The sequence below is a fragment of the Streptomyces composti genome (assembly GCF_012034205.1).
GTDB classification, from domain to species: domain Bacteria; phylum Actinomycetota; class Actinomycetes; order Streptomycetales; family Streptomycetaceae; genus Streptomyces; species Streptomyces composti.
This window is the reverse complement of the sequence record NZ_JAATEM010000018.1, coordinates 1-24,194: the sequence shown is the minus strand read 5'-3', so window position 1 is coordinate 24,194 and position 24,194 is coordinate 1. Positions and strand designations below refer to the sequence as shown.

The window sequence follows — 24,194 nt, the reverse complement described above, 5'->3', positions numbered from 1 at the left end:
CCTGGGGGGTCAATTTGGGCAGACGGTATGGAAATTCGTCCGGCGCCCCGGCAAGGTGCCGGGGCCGGTCAGCGCCGGGTGTGCCCGTCGCCGGTCACGATGTACTTGGTGCTGGTCAGCTCGGGCAGGCCCATGGGGCCACGGGCGTGCAGCTTCTGGGTGGAGATGCCGATCTCCGCGCCGAAACCGAACTGGCCGCCGTCGGTGAAGCGGGTGGAGGCGTTCACGGCGACGGTGGTGGAATCCACCAACTGGGTGAACCGGCGGGCGGCGGCCTGGGAGCTGGTGACGATGGCCTCGGTGTGCCCGGAGGTCCACAGCCGGATGTGCTCCACGGCCTTGTCGAGCGAGTCGACCACCGCGGCGGCGATGTCGTAGGAGAGGTACTCGGTCTCCCAGTCCTCGGCCGTGGCCTCGACGACGGTGGCCTTGGAGTCCTCGGCGTACGCCATGACCCGCTCGTCGGCGTGCACGGTGACCCCGGCCTCGGCCAGCGCGTCCAGGGCGCGCGGCAGGAAGGCGGGCGCGATGTCCTGGTGGACCAGGAGGGTCTCCGCGGCGTTGCAGACGCCGACCCGCTGGGCCTTGGAGTTGACCAGGATCTCCACGGCCATGTCGAGGTCGGCCTGGGCGTCGACGTAGACGTGGCAGTTGCCGGTGCCGGTCTCGATCACCGGGACGGTGGACTCCTGCACCACGGTGTTGATCAGCGAGGCGCCGCCGCGCGGGATGAGCACGTCGACCAGGCCGCGGGCGCGCATCAGCTCGCGCACGCTGTCGCGGCTCTCGCCGGGCACCAGCTGCACGGCGTCGGCGGGCAGCCCGGCCCCGCCCACGGCGTCCCGCAGCACCCTCACCAGCGCGGTGTTCGACTGGTACGCCGAGGAGGAGCCGCGCAGCAGGACGGCGTTGCCGGACTTCAGGCACAGGGCGGCGGCGTCCACGGTGACATTGGGCCGGCCCTCGTAGATGATCCCGACGACGCCGAGCGGCACCCTGACCTGCCGCAGGTCGATGCCGTTGGGCAGGGTGGAGCCGCGGACGACCTCGCCGACCGGGTCGGGCAGCGCGGCCACGTCGCGCACGTCGGAGGCGATGGCGCGGACCCGCTCGGGGGTGAGGGTGAGCCGGTCGATCATGCCCTCGCTGGTGCCGGCCTCGCGCGCCTTGGCCACGTCCTGGGCGTTGGCCTCGACGATCTCGGCGGTACGGACCTCCAGCGCGTCGGCGATGGCGAGCAGCGCGTCGTCCTTGGCGGCGCGAGGCAGCGGCGCGAGGGTCGCGGCGGCGGCCTTGGCGCGGTAGGCGGCCTGGTTGACCGGGGACATCGAGTCGAACGGCGAGAGCGTGGTCATGAGGGAAGGGTAGTGCGGCCGGCCCCGGTGGTGGCGTCCGTCCCGCACACCGAGACATTCCGGAAACCGTCCGGCACCGCCTTCCGCGCGGCGGCAGCACGCGGTGGGGTCTCAGAAGGGGTGCACCCCGACCGGACTGGCCGGCGGCGGACCGTACCCCTCGGCGATGCGCTGGTGGTAGGTGGCCCGGTCGATGACCTCCAGGCCGACGATCTCCCAGGGCGGCAGGCCCGCCGACTGACGGTGCTCGCCCCACAGGCGCAGTGCCACCGCCGCCGCGTCGTGCAGATCGCGGGCCTCCTCCCAGTAGCGGATCTCCGCGTGGTCGTCGGCGTAGCGGCTGGTCAGCAGGAAGGGGTGGTCGTGGGCGAGCTGCTCCAGCGCCCTGCGGACCTCCTTCAGCGGCGCCTGCTCGCCGGAGACGCTGAGGGTGATGTGCCACAGGCGGGGCAGGTCCTCGCTCTCGCCTCCGGCGACGGCGTCGCCGGTCGCGACGCTGGTGAGCCCCCGTTCCGCGCCGGCCGCCCGGGAGCCGGCACCACCGCGGGACGTCGTCCCCGGGCGCACTCGCCTCACGTCGGCCTCCTTCTCACGCTGCCCGTGCCGTAGCGGGACACGCCCTCGCCCGGGCGGGTCCCCGGGTCAAAGTGCAGCAGGCCGCAGGGGGATCGTGGGGCGATTTTGCGGAACGTCCACCACCGGGGGCGGACGTTTCCCCTCATTACGGATGCAGGACCACCAGGTCGTCCCTGTGTACGACCTCACGTTCGTACGCAGGACCGAGATCGCGGGCCAGTTCGCGGGTGGAGCGGCCTATCAGAAGGGGGATCTCCTTGGCGTCGAAGTTGACGAGCCCGCGCGCCACCGCGCGTCCCTCGCCGTCCCGCAGCTCCACCGGGTCGCCGGCGCTGAAGTCGCCCTCGACGCCGGCGATGCCGGCCGGCAGCAACGACTTGCGGCCGTGCACCACCGCGCGCACCGCCCCGTCGTCGAGGGTGAGCGCGCCCTGCGGGGTGGAGGCGTGCTGCAGCCACAGCAGCCGGTCGGCGGAGCGGCGCCCGGTGGGGTGGAAGTAGGTGCCGGTGTCCTCGCCGCCGAGGGCGTCGGCCGCGTGGATCGCGCTGGTCAGCACCACCGGGATGCCGGCCGCGGCGGCGATCCTGGCGGCCTCGACCTTGGTGACCATGCCGCCGGTGCCGACGCCGGCCTTCCCGGCGCTGCCGATCTCGACATGCGCGAGGTCGGCCGGGCTGCGCACCTCGGCTATCCGGGAGGTGCCGGGCCTGCCCGGGTCGCCGTCGTAGACGCCGTCGACGTCGGAGAGCAGCACCAGCAGGTCGGCGCGGACCAGGTGGGCGACCAGGGCGGCGAGCCGGTCGTTGTCGCCGAAGCGGATCTCGTCGGTGGCGACCGTGTCGTTCTCGTTGACGATCGGGAACGCGCCCATCGCCAGCAGCTTGTCCAGCGTGCGGGAGGCGTTGCGGTGGTGGGCGCGGCGGCTCATGTCGTCGGAGGTGAGCAGCACCTGCCCGACCCGCACCCCGTAGCGGGCGAAGGAGGCGGTGTAGCGGGCGACCAGCAGCCCCTGGCCGACACTGGCGGCGGCCTGCTGGCGGGCCAGGTCCCTCGGGCGCCGGCGCAGGCCCAGCGGGGCGAGGCCGGCGGCGATGGCGCCGGAGGAGACCAGCACGATCTCCCGCTCCGATGCACCGTTGCGTCCGCCGTTGCGCCCCCTCTCGCCGCCCTCGGCGGGGGTGGCGCGGGGCACACCCTGGCTGCGCACCTTGGCGAGCACGTCGACGAGCGCGTCGACGCGGTCCGCGTCCAGGCCGCCGCTGGCGGTGGTCAGCGAGGAGGAGCCGACCTTGACGACGATCCTGCGCGCCTCTCGCACGGCCTGCCTTGCCCCTGCCACCTTGCGGTCCGTCCCCTCGGGTCACGTCATTGTCGATACGTCGCTCGCCTGGCAATCTACGCGAAGCGGATGGCGTGCGGCGCACCGGTCCAGTCCCCGGACGTCCGAGCCCCGCCTCGAACGTCTGACCGATCTGCTGGCACGAATACGTCACAGTCGGGCGGGACTGCCGGGGCTCCGACGGTTGTGCGAGGGTCCGGGGAACCCGCGTGTCGTACGGTGGCCGCCGCACGTTATAACCGGTCGCACGAATTCCCCCCGACCCTGGAGTCACCGCAGTGCCCACGTCCCTGTCCCGGATGCCGGCGCGAGCGCTCGTCACAGCGCTACTGGCCGCCGCTTTCGTCGTCCAGGCGCTAGCCGCCCTCGCTCCCAACGTCCCGCTGCTGATCGCCGCGACGGCCGTGTCGCTGGTGGTCGAAGGGGTGCTGTACCGGTGGCAGCCCGAGCTGCTGTCGGTGTTCGCCAAGTCACAGGCCGACCTCACGGTCCGGCATGTGCTGCGGGACCTGCTGCTGGTGGCGGGCGTGCTGCGGACGGCCGAGCAGGACGGTGAGGCGCAGTACGCCCCGGTTCTGGTGGGTCTGCTCGGCTTCTACGCGCTGCACTTCGCGATCCAGGCGGTGTCGGTGCTGGTCCGCCGCACCCGGACGCTGCCGGTGGTGACCCGGAACATCGACGCCTCGGCACTGCGGCTCTCCCCTGCCCCGCACATGCTGCTGCGCCGCCCCGGCCACCGGCTGCTGGTCTTCGGTCTGCCGGCGACGGCCGGTCTCGCCGCGTCGGCTGCGACCGGCTCCGTCGTCCCCGCGGTGGCCGGTGTGGCGCTCTCGGCGGTGGTCGCCCTGGTGGGCCTCGGCGTGCTGACCTCGCGGCTGCTGCCTTCTCGGCGGCCCGTCGACGAGCAGGCGGTCCTCGACTGGTTCGACGCCTGGCTGGCCGAGTACCGGCCCACGGTCGGCCTGTACTTCTCCGGCGGCGTCTCCTCCGCCTACCAGGCGAACATGTGGCTCGAGCCGCTCGCCAGGCTCGACGGCCGGCCGGTCATCATCCTGCGCGAGCGCTTCATGGTGCCGAAGATCGCGGCGACCGACATCCCGATCGTGTGCCTGCCGAAGGTCGCCACGCTGATGCGCCTGGAGCACTCCACGCTGCGGGTCCTCATCCACCCCTCAAACTCCGGCAAGACCTCGCAGGTCCTGCGGATCCCCACGATCAAGCACACGTTCGTCAACCACGGCGAGTCCGACAAGCTGTCCTCCTGCAACCCGTACGCCAAGGCGTACGACGAGGTGTGGGTGGCCGGTCCCGCCGCGCGGGAGCGGTACGCGCTCGCCGACGTGGGCGTCGAGGACAAGGACGTGGTGGAGATCGGGCGTCCGCAGCTGGACGCCGTGCGCCCGTACGCCGGTCCGCCCGCCGGTGACTACACCACCGTGCTGTACGCACCGACCTGGGAGGGCTGGGACGGCAACCCGGGCAACACCTCGGTGATCGAGGCCGGCGAGAACGTGGTGCGCGCGCTGCTCGCCGACCCGGGGGTGCGCCTGCTGTACAAGCCGCACCCGCTGACCGGTTCGGTGGACCCGCGGGCGGGGGCCGCGGACCGCCGCATCCGGGAGCTGATCCGCGCCGCGAACCGTGAGCGCTCCGGGGCGCGTCCGGCACCCTCGGCGGACCTGGACCGGCTCACCACCGAGCTGGACCGGCTCACCACCGAGCTGGACCGGCTCACCACGTCGGTGTTCCGGCCGAGCGCCGACCAGGTGGAGCGGATGCAGGTGCAGTCCGCCCCCGAGCCCGGCCGCGCCGAGGCGGTGGAGCGGACCACGGCCGCCTGGGAGGAGCTGTACTGGGCGTCGCTTCCGGAGTGGGAGCACCAGATCGTCACCGACGTCCGGCCGGCGCTGTACTCCTGCTTCAACGTGTCCGACCTGCTGATCAGCGACGTGTCCAGCGTGGTCAGCGACTTCCTGGCCAGCGAGAAGCCGTATGCGGTGGTCAACACCAGCGGGCTGTCCGAGCCGGAGTTCCGGGCCGCCTTCCCGACGGTGACGGCGGCGACGGTGCTCACCCCGGACGCCTCCGGTGTGCCCGGTCTGCTCGCCGCCGTCCGCGACCCGGAGAAGGACGAACTGGCCGAGGCCCGCAGGGAGCTGAAGCTGCGCCTGCTGGGCCCCGCCGAGCCGCCCTCCCAGGAGCGCTTCAACGCGGCCGTGCAGAACCTGTACGAGGCCGCGGAGGCGCACCGCACCCGCATGGCCCGGCGGCTCAACGCGGTGCCGAGCCAGCGCCGCGAGACGGTGACCGAGGTGACCGGCGCGACCCCGTGACCGAGGCGACCGCCACGGTCGGCCGGTGCTGACCGAGGCGCCCTGGAACACGCGTCTGCCCGCCCCCCTTCGTCGGGGGCGGGCAGTGTCGTTCTACGGGGCTGCCGGCCGCCTCAGCCGCCGTCCGTGCCGGAGTCCCCCGCCGCCGCGACGCGCTGCACCGGCACCGCCTCCGCCAGTTCGGCCTCCGGTGCGGCGGCGGCCGACTGGGAGCGCTGGCGGATGTTGCGGGACTCGGCCCGCAGCGCGAGCTGCTTCACGGCGTGGTTGAACTGCTCGATGGACGGCGGCTCGTCGGGGCCGAGCAGATAGCGCTTGAGCTCCCGCCGGTCGGCGGCCAGCGGGTCGGCCTCCGGGGAGCGGACCGCGTCCAGCAGCTCGTCGAGGCCGGCCGCGCTGTTGGTGAGGATCACCGCCGCGCGGACCGCGGTGTTCTGCCGCTTGAACTCCTCGGCGCCCAGCTCCGCGGAGTCGGTCACCGCGTACGGCTTGCCGCTCGCGATGAAGTCGGAGACCACGCTGGAGATGTCGGAGACCAGCGCGTCGGAGACGTTGAAGCAGTCGTACAGCGGCGGTTCGGGGCCCGTGATCACCCGGTGCTCCCAGTCGGGGAAGGAACGCCAGTACGCGGAGTTCCACTCGGCGCGCAGCCGGGCGATCTCCTCGTGCCGGGCCACGTCGACCAGCCCGTCGCGGGTCGCCTCCGCCTCGTCGCCGTTCTCGTCGTCCCCGGTCAGCTCCGCCAGCCGCGCCTCGATCCGGGCCAGTTCCGCCCGGGCCCGCGCCTGGGCCTCCTCGTCGGCGGAGAAGCGCGGGTCGGCGGCGCGCTCCGCGGCGGCCTGCTCGACCAGGGCGGCGATCCGCTCGTGGGCGGCCTTCGCCTCGGGGCTGCGGGTGCCCGTGAAGGGGTGCGGCTTGTACAGGACGCGCACCGCGGGCTCGGCGGTGACCAGCCGCCGCACGATGTTCTCGCCGGCCCGCAGGATGGAGGTGTTGCCCGGGTTGTCGTCCCAGCCCTCCCAGGTGGGCGCGTACAGGACGGTGGGCATGCGGCCCTCCGACACGCCCTCCCAGGGCCGGATGGCGGCCAGCTGGGGGCGGCCGACCTCGACGATGTCCTCGTCGCGGACGCCGACGTCGGCGACGGCGTAGCGGTCGCGGCCGGCCCGGCCGGCGGTCCACACCTCGTCGTAGACCTTGCTGAACGGGTTGACGCTGGCCAGCTTGTCGCTGTCGCCGTGACCGATGAAGACGTGCTTCATGGTGGGCACGCGCAGCAGGTGGATGTTCTTGCCGACGTTCGCCGCGTAGAGCGCGACCCGGACCGTGGACAGGTCCAGGTTCATCAGGTGCACCCCGCCGGGCACGCAGAGGACGGGCACCGTGGTGGGCGCGAGGTTCTGCAGGATGACCCGCTCGCGCAGGATGATCAGCGGGCGGGTGTCCAGCCGCTCCATGGTCTCCAGCCACATGTTGACCTGGTAGGCGGACTCCTTGGAGCCGGAGAAGTACAGCACCGTCTCGGGCCGGTACTCGCGCAGCCAGTCGTCGACGGCCTCCAGGACCTTCTCGGCCTTCGGCGGGATGTTGCTGGGGCGCAGGCAGGGCATCAGGACGGCGACGTAGAGGGTGCCCAGCAGTATCGTGACGGCCATGCAGACGAAGCCGATCAGCGGCTCGTCGGTGGCCGCGGCCAGCAGTATCCCGGCGACCGCCGGGACGTCCAGATGGAGCATCTTCTCGGCCGCGCGGTGCATCAGGAAGCGCGGCGGGGCGTCCGGGATGCGGATGCGCGAGGCCAGATCCACGTTGCGGGCGACGACCGGCATGCGGCGCCGGTTGCGGATCAGCACGGTGAGCGCGCCGTGCGGGGCCTGGAGGCCGTAGAAGGCGATGAAGCAGGCGATGGAGCCGTAGTAGAGCAGGTCGTCCGCGAGGGAGAGCCGGGCCAGCAGCAGGATCAGCAGCAGCTGGCGGATCAGGAAGCGGATGGACAGGCCGGCCCTGACCTTGCTGAGCCGGCTGATGAGATAGCTGCCCTTGCGGTGCAGATAGTGGTCCGCGAGGTAGGTGACGGCGGCCGCCGCGGCGAAGGCGGGGACGCTCGGCAGCAGCGCGGCCGGCATCAGGCAGCCGAAGCCCAGCATCATGAGGACCGCGGCGGCGAGTTCGGCGGCGGTGCCCACCCGGGCGACACGAATTGCAGTGGTCAGCACGGATAAACCTGCTCTGGGATGGATGGTTGCCGGAGCTTGTTCAAGACAAGAATCACACTCCGTCCTGCCGGTCCAGTACCGAGGCCAGCGCCTGTTCGAAGCCGGAGGCGCGGGCGGCGCCCGCCGTCGGGTCCTGCTGGCGCACGTCGATGACGTGGCCGGTGAGTTCCGACAGCAGCACGTCCAGCGAGGTGCGGGCCACCGCCTCGGAGGACAGCAGGGTGCCCGCGGGCTCCTGCCCGAAGGCCTTGGTGCGCATCGGCGTGGCCGTGCGTTCGGGGTTGATGCAGTTGACGCGGACGCCGTCGGCGGCCCACTCGTCGGACAGGGCCTGGGTGAGGTTGACGATGGCGGCCTTGGTCGAGGAGTACAGGCTGTACTCGGCGCGGCCTCGGGTGTAGCTGCTGGAGGTGTAGAGCAGCAGCTGCCCCTTGGTCCTGGCCAGGTAGCGGTGGGCGGAGCGGGCGATCTGCACGGGGGCGAGGTAGTTGACCTTCAGCGCCTCCTCGATGGTGGCGTTGTCGGTCTCGGCGAGCCTTCCGATGCGCAGCACTCCGGCGGTGTTGACGACGTAGTCGATGCGACCGGTGTCGGCGTAGGCCTTGGCGAGGGCCTCGTCGACGTCCTGGGGGTTCTCCACATGAGTGCCGGTGGTGGAGCGGCCCAGCGCGTACACGGTGGCGCCGTAGGAGCGGGCGAGGTCGGCGATGTCCCGGCCGATGCCGTAGGAGCCGCCGAAGACGACCAGGGTGCGGCCGGTGAGCAGCTCCCGGTAGACGTGCTCGTCGTTCTGCTCGGGGGCCGCGGTGGAGGCGAGCTGGAACAGCTTGTCGGCGATGAAGACGTCGACGGGCTGGGTGACCTTCATGTTGTACTCGTCGCCCGCGACGACGTGGATCGGCACGTTCGGCAGGTATCTGAGCACCACGGTGCAGTCGTCCGTGGCCTGGAAGTTGGGGTCCTCGGCGGCGATCTCGTAGGCCCGGCGGATGGTGGACAGCTTGAAGGCCTGGGGGGTCTGGCCGCGGCGCAGCCGGGAGCGGTCCGGGATCTCGGTGATGAACTCGCCGTCGTCGCCGTGGGTGCGGGTGACGATGATGGTGTCGGCGGAGGGGATGGCCACGTCGACGGCCTGGTAGCGCTCCAGGGCGGCCACGCAGTCGTCGATGACCCGCTGCGACAGCAGGGGGCGTACGGCGTCGTGGAAGAGGACGTTGAGGTCCTCGCCCTCGGCGAGGGAGGCGCTCAGCTCCGCGATGGCCCGTTCGGTGGTCTCGTTGCGGGTGGCGCCGCCCTCGATGACCTTGGTGACCTTGGTGAAGCCGGCCCTGGCGACGATCTTCTCGACCTCGGGCACGTAGCCCGGTGCCATCAGGACCAGGATGTCGTCGACCGAGTCGGCTTTCTCAAAGGTGTTCAGGGTGTGCTCGATGACCGCCTTACCGGCGATCTTCAGCAGCTGTTTGGGAATCGACAGCCCCACCCGCTGTCCGGTACCGCCGGCCAGGATCACTGCGGTGGTACGGGGCTTGTCCGTGCGGGACACAGGCGACCTCCCTCAGGGCTGCCATGAACAACGACAATGGGTCGGGAAATTCCGAACTTGACGAGCACGAGCGGATGGCAGCGTTTGTGCCTTTCAGGGTGTATCAGCAGAGGGAGATCTTCAACTACCACTCCGCCATTCACAGGTGTCGCGCGGTCCGGGTCGCCCGCGGCGGTCCGGCCGCTCGCCGCCCGCACCCCGCCGCCCCCGGCCGGGCCGGGCATCCGGCACCGCCACGCACCGCCGGCCGCTCCTGGGGAACCCCGGCCGCGCACCCGGTCGACCGCACGGCGGGCGGCTCGGCGACGGCAACATACCGGGTCCAACGAGAGGCCGAGCCCCAGGTCACCCGCATCCTGGGCGCATGTGCCGGGCGGGGCCGCCGCACACCGGGAACTTTCATACGGACCACATGATCTGCGGGAAGTCAGGGCGGTTTTCGTGAACTCACCCGACGGGACGATCCAGGAAAGCAGCCCGGGAGATCGGACGGGCAATCCCCGCGGAATACAGGAAGGCATTCCCGGTCCTCCGGGAATGCCTTCGCCCACGGGTGAGGGCCCGCCCCGTGGTCCGGAGCGGGCCCTCACCCGTTTCGCTTCTCCTACCGTTTCCTCAAGTTCCCGACGGCCACGGCCGGCTCTTACCGGATTCTCACCGTCACTGATGCCGGTGGCGCCAGCCGCGCCAGGCCGACTCGATCATCTCGTCCAGGCCGTACCGCGCGGTCCAGTTCAGTTCCCTCCGGATGCGCTCCGCGGCGGCCACCACGCGGGCCGGGTCGCCGGGGCGGCGGTCCGTGATCTCGGGCTCCATCTGCTCGTGGCCGGTGAGCTTGAGGATGCGGTCCACCATCTCGCGGACCGAACTGCCCTCGCCGCGCCCGATGTTGAGGGTGAGCGCCGTGCCCTCGGGGACGTCCGCAAGACGCCGAGCGGCGGCCAGGTGGGCGGAGGCGATGTCCTCGACGTGGATGTAGTCGCGCACGCAGGTGCCGTCCGGGGTCGGGTAGTCGGCGCCGAAGATGCGCGGCGGCCGGCCCTCCTCGAGCCGCTCGAAGACCATGGGGATCAGATTGAACACACCGGTGTCGGACAGCTCCGGCGAGGCGGCTCCGGCCACGTTGAAGTAGCGCAGGCTCGCCGTGCGCAGCCCGTGGGCCCTGGCCGCCGCCTTGATGAGCCACTCCCCCACGAGCTTGGTCTCGCCGTAGGGGCTGACCGGGGCGCACGGGGTGTCCTCCGTGACGAGATCCACATCGGGCATGCCGTACACGGCCGCGGACGAGGAGAAGACGAGCTCGCCGGCGCCGGCCGCGGCCATCGCCTCGAGCAGCGTCTGCAATCCGGTGACGTTCTCGCGGTAGTAGTGCAGCGGCCGCTCGACGGACTCGCCGACCTGTTTCTTGGCCGCGATATGCACCACGCCTGTCACAGCCTTGTCACGGATCGACTGCTCCAGCAGTTCCCGGTCCAGGACGCTGCCCTGAATGAAAGGCACCCCCTGGGGCACCCGGTCCGCGCTTCCGGTGGACAGGTCGTCGTAGACGACCACGGACTCGCCGCCGGCGGTCAGAGCACGCACCACATGCGCACCGATGTAGCCCGCCCCACCCGTGACCAGCCAGCTCATTGTCATGCCTCCAGGGTCGTCTTGACTGCGTGCAGCCTCTTGTGCGGGCCGTGGAAAATCGAGTCCGGCAGATGGTACACACCTCAGGAAATGCCACCAGATCAACCACTCGTGAGGGGCGGTATGGCACCACCCGTAAGGCGCCCCGATTCGGGTGGGTCAGCCACCGGCCGGCCCGTCGCAGGTCGGCCACCTCGCCCACAGAATGTTCACGCGAATCCTTTACGCTGATGGACTGACGTGGCCGATTCCTCCTGGCAGTTGCACGCCCGGAGCCCGTTCGGCCCTCCCCGCCCGTGCGCACGTGGTCGTTCTCGGAACAGGTTGTAAGGATGCCCAGACTCTCTCTCGTTGTTCCCGTGTACAAGGTGCAGGGCTACCTGTCCGAGTGCCTGGACTCCATCCTCGGGCAGAGCTACACGGACTTCGAGGTCATAGCGGTCGACGACTGCTCACCGGACGACTCCGGTTCCATACTCGACCGGTACGCGGAGCACGACGCCCGAATACATGTGATTCACCTCACGGAAAATGTGGGTCTGGGGCGCGCGCGCAATGCGGGGCTGGAGAAGACACAAGGGGATTACGTCCTCTTTCTGGACAGCGACGACACGTTGTCGGAGGGCGCTCTGCAGGCGGTGGCCGAACGCCTGGAGGCCACCGGGGACCCCGACATCCTTGTCTTCGACTATGCGCGCACCTACTGGGACAACCGGATTCTGGCCAATCAGCGTGCGCATCTGCTGAAGCAGCAGGGCCCCGACGTCTTCCGTCTCGCCGACCGCCCGGAGCTGCTCGAGCTGCTCCAGATCGTCTGGAACAAGGCCTACCGCCGCGAATTCATCACCCGTACCGGCCTCACCTTCCCGCCCGGGTACTACGAGGACGCCCCCTGGACGTACTGCTCGCTGATCAGCGCCGAGCGCATCGCCGTGCTCGACCGGGTCTGCGTGCACTACCGGCAGCGCCGGCAGGGCGGCAACATCCTCAAGACGGTCAGCCGCAAGCACTTCGACGTCTTCGACCAGTACCGCCGCGTCTTCGACTTCATCGCCGAGCGTGAGCAACTCGACGTCTGGCGGGAGCCCTTGTTCCGCAAGATGGTCGACCACTACCTCACCGTCCTCGAGCGTCCGGGCAGGCTGCCGCAGGACGCGCGGGCGGAGTTCTTCCACCGCGCCGCCGCCGACTACCGCGCCTACCTGCCCGCCGGCTTCCGCCGCCCGGAGGGCGGCCGCGGCCGCAAGTACGCGCTCCTCGAGCGGGACGCGTACGCGGCCTGGGTGGGAGCGAGCGCGGCGATCAAGGTGCGGCGCGCGGTGAAGAAGCGGGCCCGCACCGCGGTCACCCGGTCCCGGCGCAGCGCCGTGGCCGCCTTCTACCAGTCGCAGCTGCGGCTGCCGATCGACGAGAACCTCGCCGTGTTCTCCGCCTACTGGAGCCGCAGCGTCTCCTGCAACCCCGCGGCGATCGCCGCCGAGCTGGGCCGGCGCGCCCCGCACATCCGCCGGGTGTGGGCCATCCGGCCGGACGCCGTGGACCAGGTGCCGGAGGGCGTGGAGTTCGTCCGGGTCGGCTCGCGCGAGTACTGGGCGGCGCTGGCCCGCGCCAAGTACCTGGTCAACAACGTCAACTTCGCGGACGCCGTGGTCAAGCGCGAGGGCCAGGTCCATGTGCAGACCCACCACGGCACGCCGCTGAAGACCATGGGCCTGGACCAGCAGAAGTACCCGGCCTCCACCCACATGGACTTCGCCAAGCTCCTCGAGCGGTGCGACCGCTGGGACTACAGCCTCAGCTCCAACCGCTTCTCCACCGCGATCTGGGAGCGGGTGTACCCGTGCTCGTACACCTCCCTGGAGACCGGCTACCCCCGCAACGATGTGCTGGTGAACGCCACCGCCGCCGACGTCCGCAAGGCGCGGGCCGCGCTGGGCCTCGGCGCGGGCACCCGGGCGTTCCTGTACATGCCGACCCACCGCGAGTACCAGCCCGGCTTCGTGCCGAGCCTCGACCTCGGCCGTCTCGCCGACGAGCTCGGTCCCGACGTCACGCTGATGGTGCGCGGCCACTACTTCTACGGCAGCTCGCCGCACGTGGCCGAGCTGCGCCGCAGCGGCCGCATCGTCGACGTCTCCGGGCACCACCCCGTGGAGGAGCTGTACCTGGCCGCGGACGCCCTGATCACGGACTACTCCTCGGCGATGTTCGACTACGCGGTCCTGGACCGGCCGATCATCACCTACGCACCCGACTGGGACGTCTACTCCGCGGTCCGCGGAACGTACTTCGATCTGCTGCAGGAGCCGCCCGGCGTGGTGGCGACCTCGCAGGCGGAACTGATCAGGCTGCTCGGCTCGCGTGAGTACGACGGGCCGGACGCCGCCGAGCGCCGCTCGGCGTTCCGGCGTCGGTTCTGTGAGTTCGACGACGGTCGTGCATCCGAGAGGGTGGTCCGGCGCGTCTTCCTGGGTGAGAAGGACATGCTGCCGTTCGTCCCGTTCGCCGAACGACCCCACGCACCGACTCCCGCCCAGGCGCTCGAACTGGTCGAGCGGGCCTGAACCCCCGAAAGGAGACCGCACGCACATGGCCCCTCGGCTCAGTGTCGTCGTCCCCATCTACAACGTCGAGCGCTACCTGCCCGCGTGTCTCGACTCGCTCGCCGCGCAGACGTTCCAGGACATCGAGGTCCTGATGGTCGACGACGGCTCACCGGACGACTCCGCCTCCATAGCCGCCGAGTACGAACGCCGCGACGCGCGCTTCAGGCTCATACGCAAGGAGAACGCGGGGCTCGGAGCCGCCCGCAACACCGGCATCGCGCACATGTCCCCGGACTCCGAGTACCTGACCTTCGTCGACAGCGACGACGTGATCCCTCCGGACGCCTACCGGCAGATGATCGCCAGCCTGGACGAGTCCGGCTCGGACTTCTGCACCGGCAACGTCCACCACCTCAAGGGCGAGAAGTCCTGGCAGGTGCCGCTGCTGAAGATGCTGGCCGGTGAGGCCCGCAAGCGCACCCACATCTCGAGGAACCCGAAGCTGATCGCCGACCGCATCGCCTGCAACAAGGTGTTCCGGCGCACCTTCTGGGAAGGCGAGGGCTTCTCCTTCCCCGAGGGGATCCTGCACGAGGACATCCCCGTGGTGGTGCCCGCGCACTACCGCGCGCAGGCCATCGACATCATCGGCGAGCCCACCTACTACTGGCGGCTGCGCGAGGGCGAGTCGGCCCCCTCGATCACCCAGCGCCGCAAGGAGCCGCAGGCCATCCGCGACCGGGTCACCGCGGTCAGCATGGTCAGCGACTTCCTCGCCCAGCAGCCCGGCGAGGAGTTCGCAGAGTACAAGCGCCAGTACGACGACCGGGTGCTCCGCGACGACCTGCGGCTGTTCCTGCGGGTGGTGCCGGACGCCACCGCCGAGTTCCACGAGGCGTTCCTGGAGGCCGCCAACCGCTACCTCGACATGGTGGACCCGAAGATCGTCATGGCGCTGCCGGCCGATCTGCGCGTCCAGTGGCTGCTGGTGCGCAAGCACGCCATGCCCGAGCTGATCGCCCTGCTGGCCTCGCAGCGCCGCAGGGAGCCGATCGAGGTCTCCGGCACGTTCCGCAAGTACGCCAGCTTCCGCACCCTCGAGGAGAGCGGCTTCGAACTGCCCAAGCAGGCGCTGCGCATCGACCACGACCTGGACCTGCGCGCCCCGCTGCGCTCGGTGGAGTGGCGCGACGGCAAGCTGCACCTGTCCGGCGACGCCTACATCGACAAGATCGACATGTCGGCCAAGCGGAGCAGCGTCAAGATCGTCCAGCTGAAGCGGGACGGCTCCCGGCGCCGCATGTTCCTGCCGGCGAAGAACGTCCACCGCCCGGAGTGCACCACCGACTCGGGCCAGCAGCGCTACAACTACGACTGGGCCGGCTGGGAGCTGACGCTGGACCCCGCCAAGCTGCGCAAGGGCGGCAGCTGGCAGGAGGGTCTGTGGCACGTCGGCATCAACGTCTACGCCTCCGGCCTGGTGCGGCGCAGCGGCATCTGGGCCCGCGGCGGCTCGGCCGCCAACTTCCCGCCCTACCAGTGGCTCGATCAGGACTTCCGGCTGCTGCCCTCCGTGGAGCGCGGCGCGCTGAAGCTGCGCGTGGAGAAGGTCCGCGCCCTGATCACCGACCGCCGGCTCGACGGCGACGCGCTGGAGATCAGCGGCGAGTTGCGGGTGCCGCTCAAGCCCGGTGAGACGCTCACCTTCCGGCTGAGCAACGCCAAGAGCGGCGAGGTGCGCAAGTACCCGACCGAGCTGGCGCAGCAGGGCGGCCGGACCACCTTCCGCGCCCGGGTGCCGATCGCGGACGTGGCACTGCTCGGCACCGCCGCCGTGGACGACCAGGCGCAGCCCGACCGACGCCGCTGGAGCACGGCGCTGCTGGCCACCGCCGCGGACGGCAGCGAACGCCAGTTCAGCAGCGTGGTCCGGGAGGGCCTCGAGGACCTCTCCTTCGGCCTGCCCGAGTCCTTCGGCGAGGCGGGCGCCCACCGCGAGATCGCGGTGATGTCCGGCCACAACGGCTATCTGAAGATCATCGGCCGGGTGCGCCACGCCGTGCTCACCGGGACCGGCCTGGAGAACGGCAAGATCGTCGTGCGGGGCCGCGCCGCCGAGGCCCTCAAGGGCGCCGACCTGATCCTGAAGGCGACCAACCGCTTCGACGAACGCAAGGCGAGCGTCGACTGGAGCGAGGACGGCACCTTCACCGTGGCCTTCGACCCGTCGGTGATGGGCGGCAACGGGCAGGTGCCGCTGCGCGCCGGACGCTGGAACCTGGTGCTGCGCTCCGCCGACCCCGAGGTGCCCGACGCCAAGTTCGTCATCGACCGGCTGGCCCTGCCCCAGTTCCCGCTCCACGCCGAGCTGGGCGGGCGCCGCTACTGGTTCGAGAACCGCTGGAGCGACTTCCCGCAGCTCAACTGCCGCTCCGAGCTGAGCGACCTGGAGCGCGGCCCGTACCGCCAGCTGCAGCTGCGCCGCGAGGTGTACTACCCCCGCCGCCGGCAGCCGCTGCGCGACCAGGTGTTCTTCCTCAGCTACAACGGCAAGCAGTACTCCGACAGCCCCCGCGCCATGCACGAGGAGCTGCTGCGCCGGGGCAGCGACCTGAAGTTCCTGTGGGCCGTGCGCGACGGTCAGGTGGTGCTGCCGCCCACCGCCGAGAAGGTGCGCATGTGGGGCCGCGAGTGGTTCGAGGCGCTCGCCACCTCCCGGTACATCGTCACCAACGGGCATCTGCCCGAGTGGGTGGAGCGCCGGCCGGGGCAGGTGATCGTGCAGACCTGGCACGGCACCATGCTGAAGAAGATCGGCCACGACATCGAGACGCTGCACTTCGACCGCGAGTACCAGAACCGCCTGGAGCTCGAGGCGAAGAACTGGAGCCTGCTCGTGTCCTCCAACCGGTTCTCCACGCCGATCCTCAAGCGGGCCTTCTCCTACGACGGCGAGATCCTCGAGGCGGGCTACCCGCGCAACGACTACCTGTACTCGCCGGACCGCGACAAGATCGCGGACAAGGTGCGCGAGACACTCGGCATCCCCAAGGGCAAGAAGGTCGTGCTCTACGCGCCGACCTGGCGCGACGACCAGTCGCACAGCGCCGGCCAGTACCTGTTCGACCTGCGCATCGACCTCGAGGACGCGCGCAGGCGGCTGGGCGAGGACCATGTGCTGCTGATCCGCCGCCACTCCAACGTGGTGGACGCGGTTCCCGGCGCCGGCAACGGCTTCGTGTGGGACGTCTCGGAGTACCCGGACATCGCCGAGCTCTACCTGGTGGCGGACATGATGATCACGGACTACTCGTCCGTGATGTTCGACTACGCCCACCTGCGGCGGCCGATGCTCTTCTTCACCTACGACCTGGAGCACTACCGGGACACGCTGCGCGGCTTCTACTTCGACTTCGAGGCCGACTCCCCCGGGCCGCTGATCTCCACCTCCGAGGAGCTGATCACGGCGATCCGGAACATCGACGAGGTGTCCGAGCAGTACAAGGAGCGCTTCGAGCGCTTCCAGAACCTGTTCTGCGACCTCGACGACGGTCACGCCGCCAAGCGGGTCGTGGACCGGATGCTGGAGCAGGCCAAGGAGGTCTGAGCCCGCTCGAGGGGCGTGCATGACAGGGGCCGGCCGGGTTCTCCCGGCCGGCCCTCCGTCGTTGCCGTGGGTACTCGTCCGGACGTTGCTTCAGCGGCGCAGCCACCTGCGCATCCGGCGCAGCGTGGCCGCGGTCGTCCTTCCGCGCCGGGGCGCGGGGCGGGACGAACCGTGCGTCTGCGGCGCGGGCGTCGCCCTCACCTGGTGCTCGGACCTGGGCTGCGGCTTCGCCGACCTGGCCTTCGGCCGGGGCGCGAGCGTGGCGAGGGCGGCGAGCTCCTCCACCAGCCCCTGGCGGATCAGCAGGCAGCGCAGCCGGGCCAGCGGCGGCAGCCGGGCGACGAGCTCGTCGGAGGCGTAATCGTCCAGGAGCCGCCCGGCGAGCCGCACGTGCAGCGCCTGGGTGTCCTCGGGCAGGCCGGCGAAGGGCTCGTTGAAGCGGCCGAGGATCTCCAGGGCGACCCAGCGGTGGACCAGGTCGTCGCGCTTGCGGCCGGGCGGCACGTGCCGCGTCACCAGGTCCAGCACGGCGCGGACGTTGGCGTAGAAGGGACCGGGCTCGGGCTCCTGCCGCGTCAGATGCGCGGCGCCCTCGCGGCGGACCAGGTAGTAGCAGTCGTAGTCGGCCACCACGGAGATCGACCGGGCGAACAGATAGGCCGCCACCACGAAGGGCTGCTCCTCCGCCAGCCGCAGCCCCTCGGCGAAGCGCAGCTCGTGACCGGTGACGAGCGAGCGCCGGAAGAGCTTGTGCGCGGTGAGGCTCCACACCGCGCGCGTGCTGTGGATGTCGCCGCCCCGCACGTTCCTGCGGAACGGGGTGACGGGTGCCTTGCGGCCCACCCCCTTGATCCTGCCGAGCACCACATCGGCCCCGTCGCGGCGGGCGGCGGCCACCAGCCGCTCCAGGGCCTGCTCGCCGAGGTAGTCGTCGGGGTCGGCGAAGAAGAGGAACTCCCCGGTGGCCATCTCGACGGCCCGGTTGCGCGGGCCGCCCGGCGCGCCGGAGTTCTCCTGGTGCACGACCTGGACGCGTCCGGGGTGCCGGCGGGCCCACTCGTCCAGCAGGGCCCCGCTGCCGTCCGTGGACCCGTCGTCCACGGCGATGATCTCGACCTGGCCGAAACCGATCGACTGACCGGCGATCGACTCCAGGCATTCCTCCAGGTGGTCCCGGGCGTTGTAGACCGGGACGATCACCGACACGGCCGGATCCGATACGGGCTCGGCGCCCATGTGTTTCCCCCACGGAGCAGAAGGTGGCGTTCGACTCGGCGCACGGGCTGGTCGGGCCCTGTGCGCCGGGCGGGCCGGTCACCGTTCAGCGCGATGCCCGCGATCGGATTCCGGTGATTCATCAGTGGATGACCCCGCTGCACCAGTTGACGGGGTTTCACGCGGATCGGTTGCTTCGACCGCCGGATGTGACCGACGCCGTGTCCTTCGACGCCGGGCCCCTAGACGGCGACCGTCTTGAACGCCAGTTGCGCGGCCGTGGTGTAGTACGGCCGGATCTCGACCCCGGTCTGCTCCCGGACCGCCACCGCAAGGTCGCCGCGGGCGGCGCGCAGGAAGCGGCGGCCCTGGGGGCGGCCGGCGCCCGCCGTCCGTACGACGGGGCGCCGGCGCACCGGGCGCGGATACCGGAAGACCTTGTACGGATGCAGGATGTCGGTGAGCAGCATGCCGACCCGGGCCCGGCCCGCGGTTCCGGGCCGCACCCAGACGTCCCAGATCTGCTCCTCGCCGGCGTGCTCGGCGACCAGGGTGTCCAGCGGGGTCTCGAACCGGAACCGGGTCCCCTCCGCCCGGACCACGGGGAAGGACAGTTCCCGGCCGCGGTCCCCGCGGTTGACCGCGGTGACGACATCGCCCGCGGCGACCGTGCCCGCGCCCCAGAAGCGGCACTCCACCAGGACGCTGTCCTCGCCCACCTCGAGCCGGGTGACCTCGGCGTGCTCCGCGCGGACCCGGCTGCGCACCCGGAGCCGGCCGTCCTCCTCCGCGTGGGGCAGCAGCACGTGGAGGCCCTCGGGGCCGGGCTCCCAGTCGGGGGCGACCAGATGCCCGGCGTCGCAGTGCCCGGCCCGCAGCACCTTCTCCGGGCCCTGGTCCGAGACGACCACCAGTTCCCAGGTGCCCTCGGCCAGGGTGCCGCGGCGCGGGACGATCGCCGTGCCGCCGACGAAGGAGAGGGTCACCGGATCGTTTCTGCCCTGTACGTCGCGGCAGAGCAGCGACAGCCCGTCAGGGACCGCGCCGGCCTGCTGCCGCGGGCGGAGACGTACCTGGAGATCCCCGCCGGCCAGTACGGTGCAGTCGGCCGCGCCGGGCAGTTCACGGGCGGCCGCGGCCAGGGTGAGGATCGCCTCGAACCGATCGGCGCTGGGGCCGGGGCCGTACCGCTCGGAGGTCCGCCGGGCCTTCTCGGCCATGGCCCTGCGCCGGTCGTCGTCCTCGATCAGGTCGATGACCGCCTGTGCCAGAGCCTCGGTGTCCCCGGGCGGGACCAGCAGTCCGTCCTCGCCGTGCGTGAGGATGTTGCGCGGCCCGTGGTCGCAGTCCAGCGCGACCACCGGCAGCCTCCGGGTCATCGCCTCCACGGTCACGTTGCCGAACGGCTCGCGCAGCGACGGCAGGACGAAGACCGAGCCCTTGGCGAACTCGGCGGTGACCGGGAACGCGGGCCCCATCAGATGCACGTGGTTGTACAGCCCCCGCTCCTGGATGCGCCGGCGCAGGGCGGACTCCTCGGGGCCGCTGCCGTAGATGCGCAGCCGCCAGTCGGGGTGGCGCGCGGCCACGGTGGCGAAGGCGTCGATCAGCCCGTCGAAATTCTTGTGCGGCTTGAACACGCCCGCGGCGACGACCACCTTGCTGCTGCCCTCGGAGAGCCGGCCCCCGGGGTCGGGGATGCAGTTCGGCATCACGTGGATGCGGCCCTGCACGTCCGGGACCAGACCGCTGAGCGAGGTGCGCTCCTCGGGGGTGAGCACGGTGATGGCGTCGAGCCTCGGGTACGACTCGCCGAACAGGATCTTCCTGACGGACGCCGGGTAGATCCCCGGCATGGAGTGCTCCTGGGCGACCTTGAGGTACCGGCCCGAGGCCGTGGCGAGCAGCGTGGTGATGCGCGGGTTGGAGCTGACCACCACATCCGCGTCGGTGCCGGCCAGGTAGGCCAGCAGGCGCTTCTCGGCCAGGCGGCTGACCACCGGCTTCTTCTCGCCCTCCGGGTACGGGTAGCGCAGCGGGAACTCGTGGGCGAGCGGATCGTCCCCGTCGTAGGCCGGGGAGTGGGGCCGCAAGTCGGTCAGCGACCGGACCGTCACCCGGCTGTCGAGCGCGAAGTACGAGGCGTCCCGGACCTTGCGCAGCGCCACGATCTCCACCTCGTGCCGCGCGGCCAGCGCGCCCGCGAGGTTCTGCGTGGCGCTGACCACCCCGCCCATGTGGCACAGGTCGCGCACCAGAAATGCGATCTTCACAACGAGCCCCTCCCCTGGGCGCGACCCTCCCCGGTCGCCGCCCCGCAGATGCTTGCACCTGCTCTGATCGGTTCAGGCGGTCAAAGGTTGCACCAGTCAAAGATCACGTTCCGGCCATTTCCGCGCCGGCGGCGGGGAGAGCGGGCGCCCGGGCCGGACTAGAAGGGGTCGAAGTCGTCGAACTGCCGCTCGGCCTCGTCGCGTTCGGCCTGGCGGTCGCGGCGGCGCTGGGCGGCCGGGCGGGGTGCCTCGAAGCGGTGGTCCTCGCCGCGCCGGCCGAGCATCTCGGCACCGGCGGACAGGGACGGCTCCCAGTCGAAGACGACCGCGTTCTCCTCGGGACCGATGGCCACGCCGTCACCGGCGCGGGCACCGGCCTTCACCAGCTCCTCCTCGACGCCGAGGCGGTTGAGCCGGTCGGCGAGGTAGCCGACGGCCTCGTCGTTGTTGAAGTCGGTCTGGCGCACCCAGCGTTCGGGCTTCTCGCCGCGCACCCGGAACAGGCCGTCGGCCTCGCGGGTGACGGTGAAGCCGGCGTCGTCCACGGCCTTGGGCCGGATGACGATGCGGGTCGACTCCTCCTTGGGCCTGGCCGCCCGCGCCTGCGCGACCAGCTCGGCGAGCGCGTACGACAGCTCCTTCAGCCCGATGTGCGCGACGGCGGACACCTCGAAGACGCGGTAGCCGCGCGCCTCGAGATCCGGCCGCACCATCTCGGCGAGGTCCTTGCCGTCCGGCACGTCGATCTTGTTGAGGACGACCACGCGGGGACGGTCGTCGAGCCCGCCGTACGCGCGCAGCTCCGCCTCGATGACGTCGAGGTCGGAGACCGGGTCGCGGTCCGACTCGAGGGTGGCGGTGTCCAGGACGTGCACCAGCACGCTGCACCGCTCCACGTGCCGCAGGAACTCCAGCCCGAGGCCGCGGCCCTGGCTGGCCCCCGGGATCAGGCCGGGGACGTCCGCGATGGTGTAGACGGTCGACCCGGCGGTGACCACGCCGAGATTCGGCACCAGCGTGGTGAAGGGGTAGTCCGCGATCTTCGGCTTGGCGGCGGAGAGCACGGAGATCAGCGAGGACTTGCCGGCGCTCGGGTAGCCGACCAGCGCCACATCGGCAACGGTCTTCAGCTCCAGGACGATGTCCCGCACGTCCCCCGGCTCGCCCAGCAGGGCGAAGCCGGGCGCCTTGCGGCGCGCGGAGGCGAGAGCGGCGTTGCCGAGCCCGCCGCGTCCGCCCTGGGCGGCGACGTAGGAGGTGCCGTGCCCGACGAGGTCGGCGAGCACGTTGCCGGCCTTGTCCAGCACCACGGTGCCGTCCGGCACGGGCAGGACCAGGTCCTGGCCGTCCTTGCCGCTGCGGTTGCCGCCCTCGCCGGGCTTGCCGTTGGTGGCCTTGCGGTGCGGCGAGTGGTGGTAGTCGAGCAGGGTGGTCACGGACTGGTCGACGGTGAGGATCACATCGCCGCCGCGCCCGCCGTTGCCGCCGTCGGGTCCGCCGAGCGGCTTGAACTTCTCACGGTGGACGGAGGCACAGCCGTGACCTCCGTTACCCGCGGCGACATGCAGTTCGACGCGGTCCACGAAGGTGGTCATGGTGGGGTGCCTCCAGAGACGTTCAGAAGATTCTTGATCCGTGCCACGCGTCCTTGCACGCGGCTCGTGCCGCGCGCCCCCGCACGCAGCAGCTCATGACGCGTCCTACGCGTCCTAACACGCGAAAGGCGGACCCGCCTTCCCGCCCGGGAAGTGAGGTCCGCCTCGCGAGGTGTTCCGGCGCTGAATCAGGCGAATCAGGCGACCGGGACGATGTTCACGACCTTGCGGCCACGGCTGGTGCCGAACTGCACCGCACCGGCCTGAAGCGCGAACAGAGTGTCGTCGCCGCCACGGCCGACACCGGCACCCGGGTGGAAGTGGGTGCCGCGCTGACGGACCAGGATCTCACCCGCGTTGACGACCTGACCGCCGAAGCGCTTCACGCCGAGCCGCTGGGCGTTCGAGTCGCGACCGTTACGGGTGGACGATGCGCCCTTCTTGTGTGCCATCTCTCCTCAGTCCCTTACTTCGCAGCCGTGGGGATCTCAGTGACCTTGATCGCCGTGTACTGCTGGCGGTGGCCCTGCCGGCGGCGGTAGCCGGTCTTGTTCTTGTAGCGCAGAATGTCGATCTTCTGGCCCTTGTGGTGGTCCACGACCTCTGCGCGGACCTTGATGCCGGCCAGCACCCACGGGTCACTGGTCACGGAGTCGCCGTCGACGACGAGCAGGGTCGAGAGCTCGACCGTGTCGCCCACCTTGGCGGTGGAAATCTTGTCAACCTCGACGATGTCGCCCACTGCAACCTTGTGCTGGCGACCACCGCTGCGCACGATGGCGTACACGCGATCTCTCTTTCGCTCGAAGAACGGCACCCCCGCAGGCCAGCCGCTCGGCGGAAACGCGAACGGCCTCTCCCGGACACCTCGGTGCCCGGAAGGAAGAGGTTTACGGGGATGTGGCGGTCCCGATGGACACGCCGACGGTCAAGGGTACGGGGCCCGCACCCGAGGGGTCAAACCGGGCCCGCGCCGTCCAGGAGGGACGTCCGGTAGTCGGCGTAGGCGCCCTTGATCTGCTCCGGTGACAGCTGGAGGTGCTCCAGGATCGTGTAGCGGCCCGGCCGGGTCTCCGGCGCGAACTCCACGGCCCTCACGAACTCCTCGTCGCTGAACCCGATCTCCTCCGCCAGCACCGGAAGCCCGTGCCGGCGCAGGGTCCCGGCCATCAGCCGCGAGCCCTGCTGGTCGCCGCGCAGATGCATGGCGAACGCCGCGCCGAGGCCCACCTGCTCGCCGTGGCTCGCCGCCCGCCTGGGGTACAGCAGGTCGAGCGCGTGGCTGATCTCGTGGCAGGCGCCGGAGGACGGCCGGGTGTGCCCCGCGATGGACATGGCGATGCCCGACATCACCAGGCCCTCGGACAGCACGGTGAGGAAGCCGTCGTCGCCCGCGCCGCCGGGGTGCCGCAGCACCGCCTCGCCCGCCTGACGGGCCATCGCCGCGGCCAGACCGTCGACCTTCTCGCCGTTGACCCGGTGGGACAGCTCCCAGTCGGCGACCGCGGAGATGTTGGAGATGGCGTCGCCGATCCCGGAGCGCACGAAGCGCACCGGCGCCTCACGGATCACGTCCAGGTCGATGAGCAGCGCGATCGGCGTCGGCACCCCGTAGGAGCCGCGGCCCGCGTCGTTGTCCAGGATGGACACGGGCGAGCAGATGCCGTCGTGCGAGAGGTTGGTGGCCACCGCGACCATCGGCAGCCCGATGCGGGCCGCCGAGTACTTGGCGCAGTCGATGACCTTGCCGCCGCCGAGCCCCACGACCGCGTCGTAGCGCCCGGACTTCATCTCGTCGGCGAGCCGGACGGCGTCGTCGATGGTGCCGCCGCCCACCTCGAACCAGGTCGCGCCGGGCAGCGAGGGCGCCACCCGCTCCCGCAGCCGGGCACCGGAGCCGCCGCTGATGGCGACGGCGAGCCGGCCCGACTGCGAGATCCGCTGGTCGGCGAGGACGGCCG

The 24,194-nt window shown here is 71.1% G+C and carries 15 protein-coding genes; 3 read left to right on the top strand and 12 right to left on the bottom strand.

What is annotated here, in order from left to right:
• Nucleotides 1-68: 68 nt before the first annotated feature.
• The 3 genes from HCJ93_RS16185 to proB all read right to left on the bottom strand — a co-directional run bounded on the left by HCJ93_RS16185 (nt 69) and on the right by proB (nt 3,270).
• Nucleotides 69-1,355, bottom strand: a complete 1,287-nt coding sequence (locus tag HCJ93_RS16185; protein WP_167996421.1) for a glutamate-5-semialdehyde dehydrogenase — start codon at nt 1,353-1,355, stop codon at nt 69-71.
• A 111-nt stretch (nt 1,356-1,466) separates the two neighbouring features.
• Nucleotides 1,467-1,931: a DUF8830 family protein gene (locus tag HCJ93_RS16180; protein WP_167996420.1), complete on the bottom strand. Its 465-nt coding sequence runs from the start codon at nt 1,929-1,931 to the stop codon at nt 1,467-1,469.
• A 145-nt stretch (nt 1,932-2,076) separates the two neighbouring features.
• Nucleotides 2,077-3,270: a glutamate 5-kinase gene (gene proB / locus HCJ93_RS16175; protein ID WP_167996419.1), complete on the bottom strand. Its 1,194-nt coding sequence runs from the start codon at nt 3,268-3,270 to the stop codon at nt 2,077-2,079.
• Nucleotides 3,271-3,569: 299 nt separating this feature from the next.
• Here proB and HCJ93_RS16170 point away from each other — a divergent pair, with 299 nt between their 5' ends.
• Nucleotides 3,570-5,603 (top strand): CDP-glycerol glycerophosphotransferase family protein, encoded by a 2,034-nt coding sequence (locus HCJ93_RS16170; protein ID WP_167996525.1) that lies wholly within the window; start codon nt 3,570-3,572, stop codon nt 5,601-5,603.
• Between the two features lie 113 nt (nt 5,604-5,716).
• Here HCJ93_RS16170 and HCJ93_RS16165 read toward each other — a convergent pair whose 3' ends face one another.
• From HCJ93_RS16165 to galE, 3 genes are all read right to left on the bottom strand, one after another.
• Entirely contained in the window at nt 5,717-7,819 is a 2,103-nt protein-coding gene (locus tag HCJ93_RS16165) for a CDP-glycerol glycerophosphotransferase family protein (protein WP_309141421.1), read from the bottom strand.
• Nucleotides 7,820-7,871: 52 nt separating this feature from the next.
• Nucleotides 7,872-9,365, bottom strand: a complete 1,494-nt coding sequence (locus HCJ93_RS16160) for a bifunctional cytidylyltransferase/SDR family oxidoreductase (RefSeq protein ID WP_167996418.1) — start codon at nt 9,363-9,365, stop codon at nt 7,872-7,874.
• 660 nt (nt 9,366-10,025) lie between these two features.
• On the bottom strand, nt 10,026-10,997 hold the full coding sequence (gene galE / locus HCJ93_RS16155) for a UDP-glucose 4-epimerase GalE (RefSeq protein WP_167996524.1): 972 nt from the start codon (nt 10,995-10,997) through the stop codon (nt 10,026-10,028).
• Nucleotides 10,998-11,329: 332 nt separating this feature from the next.
• Here galE and HCJ93_RS16150 point away from each other — a divergent pair, with 332 nt between their 5' ends.
• On the top strand, nt 11,330-13,561 hold the full coding sequence (locus HCJ93_RS16150; RefSeq protein ID WP_167996417.1) for a bifunctional glycosyltransferase/CDP-glycerol:glycerophosphate glycerophosphotransferase: 2,232 nt from the start codon (nt 11,330-11,332) through the stop codon (nt 13,559-13,561).
• Nucleotides 13,562-13,586: 25 nt separating this feature from the next.
• Entirely contained in the window at nt 13,587-17,150 is a 3,564-nt protein-coding gene (locus HCJ93_RS16145) for a bifunctional glycosyltransferase/CDP-glycerol:glycerophosphate glycerophosphotransferase (protein WP_167996416.1), read from the top strand.
• Nucleotides 17,151-17,240: 90 nt separating this feature from the next.
• Here HCJ93_RS16145 and HCJ93_RS16140 read toward each other — a convergent pair whose 3' ends face one another.
• From HCJ93_RS16140 to HCJ93_RS16115, 6 genes are all read right to left on the bottom strand, one after another.
• Nucleotides 17,241-18,356 carry a glycosyltransferase family 2 protein gene (locus HCJ93_RS16140; protein WP_309141420.1) on the bottom strand — a complete coding sequence of 372 codons (1,116 nt, stop codon included), beginning with the start codon at nt 18,354-18,356 and terminating at the stop codon, nt 17,241-17,243.
• A gap of 251 nt (nt 18,357-18,607) precedes the next feature.
• The gene (locus tag HCJ93_RS29875; protein WP_309141419.1) at nt 18,608-20,638 is read right to left on the bottom strand and encodes a glycosyltransferase family 4 protein; all 2,031 of its coding nucleotides are present in this window, start codon (nt 20,636-20,638) and stop codon (nt 18,608-18,610) included.
• A 158-nt stretch (nt 20,639-20,796) separates the two neighbouring features.
• Nucleotides 20,797-22,233: a GTPase ObgE gene (gene obgE, locus HCJ93_RS16130; RefSeq protein WP_167996414.1), complete on the bottom strand. Its 1,437-nt coding sequence runs from the start codon at nt 22,231-22,233 to the stop codon at nt 20,797-20,799.
• A gap of 197 nt (nt 22,234-22,430) precedes the next feature.
• Nucleotides 22,431-22,685 (bottom strand): 50S ribosomal protein L27, encoded by a 255-nt coding sequence (gene rpmA, locus HCJ93_RS16125; protein WP_073938528.1) that lies wholly within the window; start codon nt 22,683-22,685, stop codon nt 22,431-22,433.
• A 14-nt stretch (nt 22,686-22,699) separates the two neighbouring features.
• On the bottom strand, nt 22,700-23,020 hold the full coding sequence (gene rplU, locus HCJ93_RS16120; RefSeq protein WP_167996413.1) for a 50S ribosomal protein L21: 321 nt from the start codon (nt 23,018-23,020) through the stop codon (nt 22,700-22,702).
• 170 nt (nt 23,021-23,190) lie between these two features.
• A partial coding sequence (locus HCJ93_RS16115) for an iron-containing alcohol dehydrogenase family protein (protein ID WP_167996412.1) occupies nt 23,191-24,194 on the bottom strand: 1,004 nt, incomplete at its 5' end.